Origin of the sequence: Streptococcus pseudopneumoniae ATCC BAA-960 = CCUG 49455 (genome assembly GCF_002087075.1) — a bacterium.
In the GTDB taxonomy this organism is placed as follows: domain Bacteria; phylum Bacillota; class Bacilli; order Lactobacillales; family Streptococcaceae; genus Streptococcus; species Streptococcus pseudopneumoniae.
On sequence record NZ_MWSM01000012.1, the window covers coordinates 73,458 to 73,661 of the forward strand.

Consider the following 204-nt stretch of genomic DNA (forward strand, 5'->3'; position numbering starts at 1 on the left):
AAAAGCTGACGCCAAGTACACGAATGCAGACCAAGCTAAGCGTACTGCCTACGACGAAGCTCTTAAAGCGGCGAAAGCTGTAGATGCTAAAGAAGGTGCAAGTCAAGCAGAAGTTGAGAAAGCTAAGAATGACTTAATGGCAGCAGCGGCAGCCTTGAATGGTCAAGCAACAAGTAAAGATGAGTTGAAAGCTGAAATTGCGAA

The 204-nt window shown here is 45.6% G+C and carries 1 protein-coding gene; it reads left to right on the plus strand.

Annotated elements, in window-relative coordinates; all coding sequences use genetic code 11:
• The coding region (locus B4W83_RS12725) for an FIVAR domain-containing protein (RefSeq protein WP_158083586.1) at positions 1–204 on the plus strand (204 nt) is incomplete at both ends.